Genomic DNA, 9,146 nt, shown 5'->3' on the forward strand with positions numbered 1-9,146 from the left:
ATGCAGGACAACGAGATGCGTGAAACCCGCTCCACCTGCCCCTACTGCGGCGTCGGCTGCGGCGTGATCATCGAGTCACAAGACGACCAGATCACAGGCGTCAGAGGCGACCCCGACCACCCGGCCAACTTCGGCCGCCTGTGCACCAAGGGCAGCACGCTGCACCACACGGCCAGCGCAGCCATCACGATGCAATCGCGGCTGCTGCAGCCGATGCAGCGCCTCGATCGAGGAAGCGCACCCAGGCCGGTCACCTGGGACGCCGCGCTCGACCTCGCCACCGAACGCTTCGCCAGCACGATCGAACGGCATGGCCCCGATTCGGTCGGGTTCTACCTGTCCGGGCAGCTGCTCACCGAGGACTACTACGTCTTCAACAAGCTCGCCAAAGGCCTCATCGGCACCAACAACGTCGACACCAACTCGCGCCTGTGCATGAGCAGCGCCGTCGCCGGCTACAAGCTCACGCTCGGTGCCGATGCGCCACCCGCCTGCTACGACGACCTGGCGCTCGCCAGCACCCTCTTCATCGCCGGCGCGAACACCGCCTGGGCGCATCCGATCCTGTTCCGGCGCATCGAGGATGCGAAACGCGCCAACCCGGCAATGAAGATCATCGTCGCCGACCCGCGCCGCACCGAAACCGCCGAGGCCGCCGACCTGCACCTGCCACTGCTGCCCGGCACCGACGTGGCCCTCTTCAACGGCATGCTGCACCTGATGCTGTGGGAAGGCCTGGTCGACCACGCCTGGATCGCCGCCCACACCGAAGGCTTCGCCGCGCTGCGCGACCGCGTGCGCGAGTTCACGCCGAAAGACGCCGCACGCATCTGCGGCATCGACGAGGCCGCCCTCGTGCAGGCCGCGCGCTGGTTCGCCGATGCCGACGGTCGCACGCTGTCGCTGTACTGCCAGGGGCTCAACCAGAGCCGCGCCGGCACCTTCAAGAACGCCGCGCTGATCAACCTGCACCTCGCCACCGCGCAGATCGGCAAGCCGGGCGCCGGCCCGTTCTCGCTGACCGGGCAGCCGAACGCGATGGGCGGGCGCGAAGTCGGCGGGCTCGCGAACCTGCTGAGCGCGCACCGCGACCTCGCGAACCCGGCCCACCGCGCGGAAGTCGCCGCGCTGTGGGGCGTGCCCGACGTGCCCGCCGTGCCCGGCAAGACGGCCGTCGAGATGTTCCAGGCCGCCGCCGACGGCGAGATCCGCGCGCTGTGGATCACCTGCACCAACCCCGCGCAATCGATGCCCGACCAGGCGACGGTGCGCCGCGCGCTCGAGCGCGCCGAATTCGTCGTCGTGCAGGAGGCCTTCTCCACCACCGCCACCTGCGCGTACGCCGACCTGCTGCTGCCCGCCACCAGCTGGGGCGAGAAGGACGGCACCGTCACCAACAGCGAACGCCGCATCAGCCGCGTGCGCCCGGCCATCGCCGCGCCCGGCGACACCCGCCACGACTGGGCCGCCGCCACCGACTTCGCGCGCCGCCTCGAAGCACGGCTGCGCCCGTCGCTGCCCTCGCTGTTCGACTACGCCACGCCGGAATCGGTCTGGAATGAACACCGCGAGACCACGCGCGGCCGCGACCTCGACATCACCGGCCTCAGCTACGCGCACCTCGACAGCGCCGGCCCCGCGCAATGGCCCTTCCCCGCCGGCGCCCCGACCGGCACGGCGCGCCTCTACGAAGACGGCCGCTTCCCGACCGACTCCGGCCGCGCCCGCTTCGCCGACACCCCGTACGAACCGCTGGCCGAGCCGCGCGACGCCCGCTTCCCGTTCTCGCTCAMCACCGGCCGSCTGCGCGACCARTGGCACGGCATGAGCCGCACCGGCACCATCGGCCGCCYGTTCGGCCACGTGCCCGAGCCGGCCATCGAGATGCATGCGCAGGACCTCGCGCGGTTGAAGCTCGCCGACGGCGACCTGGTGCACGTCAGCTCGCGCCGCGGCAGCATCGTGCTGCCGGTGCAGGCGAGCGAGCAGGTATCACCCGCCCAGGCCTTCATCGCGATGCACTGGGGCGACGAGTTCATCAGCGGCCAGACCGGCGGCACGCCGATGCGCGGCGTGAATGCGCTGACGACCTCGGCCTTCTGCCCGCGCTCCAAGCAACCCGAGCTGAAGCACGCCGCCATCAAGGTGCTGAAGGCCGAACTGCCGTGGCGCCTGCTCGGCGTGGCCTGGCTGCCGGAAGACGAAGCGCTGCGCGTGCGCGAGGCGCTGAAGCCGCTGATGGACGGTTTCGCGTTCGCGAGCTGCGTGCCGTTCGGCCGCGAGCGCAGCGGCGTGCTGTTCCGCGCCGCGGCCTACGAGCCGGTGCCCGATGCCGTGCTGGAGCGCATCGAGGCCCTGCTCGGCCTGGCCGCGCCCGAGGTGCTGCACTACGCCGACAAGCGCCGCGGCCAGCGCCGCGCGATGCGGCTCGCGCGCCATGGCACCGATGAGGCCCGCCTCGAAGGCTTCCTGCTCGCCGGCGACATCAGCGCCGAGGTCTGGATCAAGCCGCTGCTGCAGGACGAACTGCCGGCCCAGGCCTACGGCCGCCTGCTGCTGAGCCCCGGCGCACGCGCGCCGGTCGCGGTGCCGGCCAGCGGCAAGCAGGTCTGCACCTGCTTCAACGTCGGCGAGCCGGCCGTCCTCGCGCAGCTCGAACGCTGCAGCGGCCCGGCCGACGCGCAGCTCGCGCAACTGCAGGGCGCGCTGAAATGCGGCACCAACTGCGGTTCGTGCATCCCCGCGTTGAAACGCATGGTTCGCGCCAAGTTGCAGCCGGTTCATGCGACCTAGCGGGCCGAGCGCCGGGCCGTCCCAAGCCGGCCCGCATCCCCTCGGGGGATCGGTCGCCGTACCCGGCGGCCGAGGGGTGGTCATCTCTCTAGAATCGCCATCGAACAACAACGATGGAGACAGACAGCATGACGATCCTGAAGCGCGCAGCCCTGCTGCTGGCCTGCGCCTGCAGCCTGCTCGCCGCCTGCGCCAGCGCGCCAGCCTCGCTCGCCGACTACCCGCCGATGCCCGCCGGCGCGGCACCGGGCGCCTCGACCCCGGCCATCGAGACCGCCCGTGCAATGGGGCGCGGCGTCAACTTCGGCAACATCTTCGACGCCCCCACCGAAGGCGCCTGGGGCCTGCGCTTCGACGCGACACTGGTCGCGAAAGCCGCCGAGGCCGGCTTCACGAACGCCCGGCTGCCGGTGCGCTGGAGCAACCATGCGTCGGCCGACGGCGAGGCGCGCATCGACCCCGAATTCTTCAAGCGCGTCGACGAAGCGGTCGATGCGCTGCTCGACAAGGGCTTCATCGTCGTGCTGAACATGCACCACTACCGCCAGCTCGACGGCGATGCGCTCGATGGCAGCGAAGCCCGGGTGGCCGACGGCCTGCATGCGCTGCGTTTCCTGAACATGTGGAAACAGATCGCCCAGCACTACAGCACGCGAGGCCCCAAGCTGGTGTTCGAGCTCTACAACGAGCCGCACGGCGCGCAGACCACCCGCTGGAACGACCTCGCCGCGCGCGGGCTGCAGGTGGTGCGCCGCAGCAACCCGACGCGCATCGTGATCATCGGCCCGACGCAATGGAACAGCGCGAATGCGCTCGCGAGCCTGGTGCTGCCGAATGACGCGAACCTGATCGTCACGGTGCACCACTACGAGCCGTTCCACTTCACGCACCAGGGCGCCGAATGGGCCAGCGGTGCCGCGGCCTGGCTGGGCACGCCCTGCTGCGACGCTGCGCAGCTCGCGCAGATGCGCGGCCCGCTCGACACCGCGCTCGCGTGGTCGCTGCGCCACCGCTACCCCATCTACCTCGGCGAATTCGGCGCCTACGGCAAGGCCGGGATGGACTCCCGCGTGACCTACACGCGCCGCATGCGCGACGAGGCCGAGCGCCGCGGCTTCAGCTGGGCATATTGGGAACTGGCATCGGGCTTCGGCGTCTACGACCCCGCGGCACGCGACTGGCGCGAACCGCTGAAGAACGCCTTGCTCGGCCCCTGAGCCCTTTCTTAATACATGCCTCATCAAATCGTCGTCGCATTGGCCCGGTACTTGCGAAACTCGCTCTGGGAGAGCCCATGAGCATCACGAACTACATCAAGGAAATCGGTCGCGGCAAGGAAGGCGCCCGCTCGCTGTCACGCGAGCAGGCGCTCGACCTGATGGGCCAGGTCCTGGACGGCCAGGTCAGCGACCTCGAACTCGGCGCCTTCGCGATGGCGATGCGCATCAAGGGCGAATCGGTCGACGAGCTGGCCGGCTTCCTGCAGGCGGCCTCGGCGCGCTGCCTGCCGATCACCTGCGATCGCACCCTGGTGGTGCTGCCCTCGTACAACGGCGCGCGCAAGCTGCCCAACCTGACCCCGCTGCTCGCGCTGATGCTCGCGCAGGAAGGCGTGCCCGTGCTGGTGCACGGCATGCCCGAGGATCCGGGCCGCGTCACCACCGCCGACATCTTCCAGGTGCTCGGGCTGCCGCTCGCGCGCAGCGCCGACGACGTGGCCCAGGCCTGGCGCCGCCGCGAGCCGGTGTTCATGCGCACCGATGCGCTGTGCCCGCCGCTCGCCCGCCTGCTCGACGCGCGCTGGACCATCGGCCTGCGCAACTCCGGCCACACCGTCGCGAAGCTGCTCGACCCGTGCGCGGCCGGCCAGGCGCTGCGCGTCGTCAACTACACGCACCCGGAGTACGKCGCGATGCTGACCGACTTCCTGCAGCGCACCACCGCGAACGCGCTGCTGATGCGCGGCACCGAGGGCGAACCGGTCGCCGACCCGCGCCGGCTGCCGCGCCTGGACGTCTTCATCGACGGCCAGCCGCGCAGCGAGCTGTCGCTGTCGGCCCACGACGGCGTGCTGCGTGAACTGCCGGTGCTGCCGCGCACCTGCGATGCGGCCACCACCGCGATGTACATCCAATCGGTCATCAGCGGCGAGAAGCCGGCGCCCGCGCCGCTGACGCAGCAGGTGGCCTGCCTGCTCGACAGCCTCGCGGCGCTGGAGCGGGCGCATCCGAAGGAGAAGACGGCATGACGGTTCCTGTGCAACCCGGCCGGGTGACGCTGGGTCATGTGACGCTGGTGGGGGCCGGCCCCGGTGACCCGGAGCTGCTGACGGTCAAGGCGATCCGCGCGATCCGCGCCGCCAGCGTGCTGCTGGTCGACGACCTGGTCGGCGACGGCGTGCTGCGCTACGCACGCCGTTCGGCGCGCGTCATTCATGTCGGCAAGCGCGGCGGCTGCGCGAGCACGCCGCAGGCCTTCATCGAGAAGCTGATGGCCGCCGAGGCACTGAAGGGCGAGCGCGTGGTGCGTCTGAAGGGCGGCGACCCGTTCGTGTTCGGCCGCGGCGGCGAGGAAATGCAGCACCTGCGCGCGCTGGGCATCGAGGTGTCGGTGGTCAACGGCATCACCTCGGGCCTGGCCGCGGCGACCTCGCTCGACGTGCCGCTGACGCACCGCGACCATGCGCACGGCGTCATCCTGGTGACCGGCCACGCGAAGGAATCGGGCGCCTCTCCCGACTGGCCGACGCTCGCCGCCGCGGCCGCGCAGGGGCTGACACTCGTGATCTACATGGGCGTGGCGCAGGCGGCCACGCTGCAATCGGGCCTGCTGCAGGCGCTGCCGGCGCACACGCCGGTGGCCGTCGTGCAGCATGCGAGCCAGCCGCAACAGCGGCATGCTGTCGGCACGCTCGGCGACCTGTGCGGGCTGATCGAGCGCGAGCAGCTCGGCAGCCCGGCGATCATCCTGGTCGGCGAAGTGTTGCGCGGGCTGCAGGCGCGTGACGATCTGCCGGGCAACGTGCGCGAATCCCTCCAAATGGGGGTTGTCCGGGTCGCCTGAAGCGCGGGGCGTCGCCGCATAATCCCCGGCCACAAGATGCTGGTGGAGTGAGGACCTGATGCTCAAGATCGACAAGCTGAACCGCCTGACGGCTTCGYACGGCCCGCTGGAGCGCGGCCACGGCATGGTGACCGGCGTGATCGCGCTGGGGCTGTCCATCCTGTGCTTCCTGGGCGTGATCGCGTTCCACTTCCCGCAGTACCTGACGACGCCGCAGCTGCGCCAGTCGTACGACGTGGCGGTGATCCGGCAGGTGATGCTGGTGGCACTGGTGATCGCCGGCTCGCTGTCGCTGTTCAACATCATCCGCGGGCGCTCGCGCTGGCTGGCCTTCGCGTCATTCGTGCTGGTGGCGGCCACGCTCGCCTGGGGCGGGCACAAGGTGCCGGTCAACGACTTCGCCGACAACACGCCGTACATCGGCCTCGACTGGTTCATCCTCGACCTGCTGGGCTCGACGCTGATCTTCGTGTTCATCGAGAAGCTGTTCGCGCTGCGCCGCGAGCAACCGGTGTTCCGCGCCGAGTGGCAGACCGACTTCCATCACTTCATCGTGAACCACATGGTGGTGGGCTTCATCCTGCTGGCGACCAACCTGCTGGTGCACAAGTTCTTCGGCTGGGCCGCCAACGACGGCGTGCGGGGCTGGGTCGCGAACCTGAACTTCTGGGTCGCGCTGTTCCTGATCGTGCTGGTGGCCGACCTGGTGCAGTACTGGACSCACCGCGCSTACCACGAGGTGCCGCTGCTGTGGCGCCTGCATGCGGTGCACCACAGCGTGAAGAGCATGGACTGGCTGGCCGGCTCGCGCCAGCACATCCTCGAGCTGCTGATCACGCGCACGCTGGTGCTGGCGCCGATCTACGTGCTGGGCTTCAGCAAGGAAGTGATCGATGCGTACATCGTCGTGGTCGGCTTCCAGGCGGTGTTCAACCATGCCAACGTCAGCGTGCGGCTCGGCCCGCTGCGCTACCTGATCGTGACGCCGAACTTCCACCACTGGCACCACTCGCAGGACGACGAGGCGATCGACAAGAACTACGCGGCGCACTTCGCGTTCCTCGACTACCTGTTCGGCACCGCGGTGAAGGCGGATCGCAAATGGCCGGATCAGTACGGGGTGGTCGGCGACTATGTGCCGAACGGGTTCTTCAAGCAGCTGAAATTTCCGTTCGTCTGGAAAGGCTGATCAAGCCGCCGCAGGCCTCAACGCCCGCGGCGCTGCCGCCGCGAGGATCCCTGCGAACAGCGACACCGTCGCGAGACCGAGCGTCAGCGATGCGTGCTCCGCGATGATTCCGATCAGCGGCGGCCCGGCCATCATCCCCAGGTAGCCGACCGACGCGACCACCGCGATGCCGTGCGCCGGGTTCGCATCCACCTTCGCCGCGGCGCTGAACAGCACCGGCACCACGTTCGCGAAGCCCAGGCCCACCAGCGCGAAGCCGACCAGCGCCACCACCGGGTGCCCGATCAGCAGCACCGCCGCCATCGCGGCCGCGGCCAGCGCCGCGCTGCCGCTCATCAGCACGGCCGGCGACACCCGCTCGCGCACCCAGTCGCCGGCGAAACGCGCCGCCGCCATCGCGGCGCTGAAGCTCGCGTAGGCCAGCGCGGCGAAGCTCGCCCCGCTGGCGAGTTCCTGCTTCATGTACAGCACGCTCCAGTCGTACATCGCGCCCTCGGCGATCAGGCCCAGCGCCCCCAGCACGCCCAGCAGCGCCAGCAGCCCGCGCGGCAGCTCGAAGCCGCCCTTGTCGTCCGACCCGGCGATCGTGCGCAGCATCACCGCCCCGGCCGCGCCGATCGCCGCCGCGCCCAGCACCGCCATCGCCACCAGGTGCGTCGCGCCGCCGACCTCGTGCGACAGCAGCACGCTGCCCAGCCCCGCGCCGACCATGCCACCCAGGCTGAACATGCCGTGGAAGCCGCTCATCAGGCTGCGCCCGGCACGCTGCTCCAGCTCGCCGGCCGCCGCGTTGATCGACACGTCGAACAGGCTGGTGCCGACGCCGAACACCACCATCACCGCCACCAGGCCCGCATAGGCGTGCGACGACAGCAGCAACGCCAGGCACAGCGCGGTCGCGCCGCCCGACAGCAGCGCCGCCCGCCGCGCCCCCAGCCGCCCCACCCAGCGGCCCGCCTGCGTCAGCGTCGCGACCGCACCGACGCCGGCGGCCAGCATCGCGATCGCGAGCGCCTGCTCGCCGAGCGCGTAGTGCTGCTTGATCGTCGGCACGTGCACGCCGAAGCTCGCGAACAGCACGCCGGCGACGAAGAACTGCAGGCGCACGGCCCAGGTGGCGCGCGCCACGGCGATCGGATCAGGTGTCATCGGTGGGGAGCAATCGGTTGCGTGAGGTCGGAAAGCGGCTGATTCTAGGAAGGGCCCGTGACCCGACCTGTCACAGATTGCGCTGCCGGGATAATCCGGCGATGCATTCGTACGACGTGGTGGTGATCGGCGCAGGCGCGGCCGGCTTGTTCTGCGCGGGGATCGCCGGCCAGCGCGGCGCCCGCGTGCTGCTGATCGACCATGCCGAGAAGCTGGCCGAGAAGATCCGCATCTCCGGCGGCGGGCGCTGCAATTTCACGAACCGCGATGCCGGGCCGGCCAACTTCCTGTCGGAGAACCCGAATTTCTGCCGCTCGGCGCTGGCCCGCTACACGCCGCAGGATTTCATCGGCCTGGTGCAGCGCCACCGCATCGCGTGGCACGAGAAGCACAAGGGCCAGCTGTTCTGCGACGAATCGGCCGAAGACATCATCGGCATGCTGCTGCGCGAATGCGAACAAGGCGGCGTGACGCGCTGGCAGCCGTGCAGCGTGGCGGCGGTGCGCGGCGAGCCGGAGCGCTTCGAGCTCGATACGGCGCGCGGCCCGGTGCGCTGCCGGCGGGTCGTCATCGCGACCGGCGGGCTGTCGATCCCGAAGATCGGCGCGACCGATTTCGGCTACCGCATCGCGAAGCAGTTCGGCCACAAGCTGGTCGACACCCGGCCGGCGCTGGTGCCGCTGACCTTCGCGGCGGCCGAGTGGGCGCCGTTCGTCGAGCTGGCCGGGCTCTCGCTGCCGGTGGCGATCAGCACCGGCGCCGGCAAGGCATGGGCCCGTTTCGTCGAGGACCTGCTGTTCACGCACCGCGGGCTCAGCGGGCCGGGCGTGCTGCAGATCTCGAGCTTCTGGAAGCCCGGCACGCCGCTGCAGCTCGACCTGGCGCCCGACCGCGACCTGGCCGCGGAATTCCTGCACGCCAAGGCCGGCTCGCGCAAGCAGCTGGGCAACGA

At 70.5% G+C, this 9,146-nt stretch carries 7 protein-coding genes; 6 read left to right on the forward strand and 1 reads right to left on the reverse strand.

The features are described 5' to 3' along the window. The first annotated feature begins 15 nt into the window (after positions 1-15). The 5 genes from AC1D12_RS15995 to AC1D12_RS16015 all read left to right on the forward strand — a co-directional run bounded on the left by AC1D12_RS15995 (position 16) and on the right by AC1D12_RS16015 (position 7,045). Positions 16-2,793 (forward strand): nitrate reductase, encoded by a 2,778-nt coding sequence (locus AC1D12_RS15995; RefSeq protein ID WP_477841461.1) that lies wholly within the window; start codon positions 16-18, stop codon positions 2,791-2,793. Positions 2,794-2,921: 128 nt separating this feature from the next. After that, positions 2,922-4,010: a glycoside hydrolase family 5 protein gene (locus AC1D12_RS16000; protein ID WP_477826269.1), complete on the forward strand. Its 1,089-nt coding sequence runs from the start codon at positions 2,922-2,924 to the stop codon at positions 4,008-4,010. A 77-nt stretch (positions 4,011-4,087) separates the two neighbouring features. Beyond that, positions 4,088-5,041, forward strand: a complete 954-nt coding sequence (gene ybiB, locus AC1D12_RS16005; protein ID WP_477841453.1) for a DNA-binding protein YbiB — start codon at positions 4,088-4,090, stop codon at positions 5,039-5,041. Continuing rightward, positions 5,038-5,856 carry a uroporphyrinogen-III C-methyltransferase gene (gene cobA, locus AC1D12_RS16010; protein WP_477826267.1) on the forward strand — a complete coding sequence of 273 codons (819 nt, stop codon included), beginning with the start codon at positions 5,038-5,040 and terminating at the stop codon, positions 5,854-5,856. Before ybiB ends, cobA begins: the two co-directional genes overlap by 4 nt. 58 nt (positions 5,857-5,914) lie before the next feature. Beyond that, positions 5,915-7,045 (forward strand): sterol desaturase family protein, encoded by a 1,131-nt coding sequence (locus AC1D12_RS16015; protein ID WP_477841455.1) that lies wholly within the window; start codon positions 5,915-5,917, stop codon positions 7,043-7,045. Here AC1D12_RS16015 and AC1D12_RS16020 read toward each other — a convergent pair whose 3' ends face one another. Then, positions 7,046-8,194: an MFS transporter gene (locus AC1D12_RS16020; RefSeq protein WP_477841457.1), complete on the reverse strand. Its 1,149-nt coding sequence runs from the start codon at positions 8,192-8,194 to the stop codon at positions 7,046-7,048. A 101-nt stretch (positions 8,195-8,295) separates the two neighbouring features. Here AC1D12_RS16020 and AC1D12_RS16025 point away from each other — a divergent pair. After that, the coding region (locus AC1D12_RS16025; RefSeq protein WP_477841459.1) for a BaiN/RdsA family NAD(P)/FAD-dependent oxidoreductase at positions 8,296-9,146 on the forward strand (851 nt) is incomplete at its 3' end.

The organism is Rhizobacter sp. P1_G5 (assembly GCF_056405435.1).

Excerpts from the sequence above, each read along its gene's own strand:
- AC1D12_RS16020 (WP_477841457.1), bottom strand. The coding sequence starts at position 8,194 with ATGACACCTGATCCGATCGCCGTGGCGCGCGCCACCTGGGCCGTGCGC.
- AC1D12_RS16000 (WP_477826269.1), top strand. The coding sequence starts at position 2,922 with ATGACGATCCTGAAGCGCGCAGCCCTGCTGCTGGCCTGCGCCTGCAGC.
- cobA (WP_477826267.1), top strand. The coding sequence starts at position 5,038 with ATGACGGTTCCTGTGCAACCCGGCCGGGTGACGCTGGGTCATGTGACG.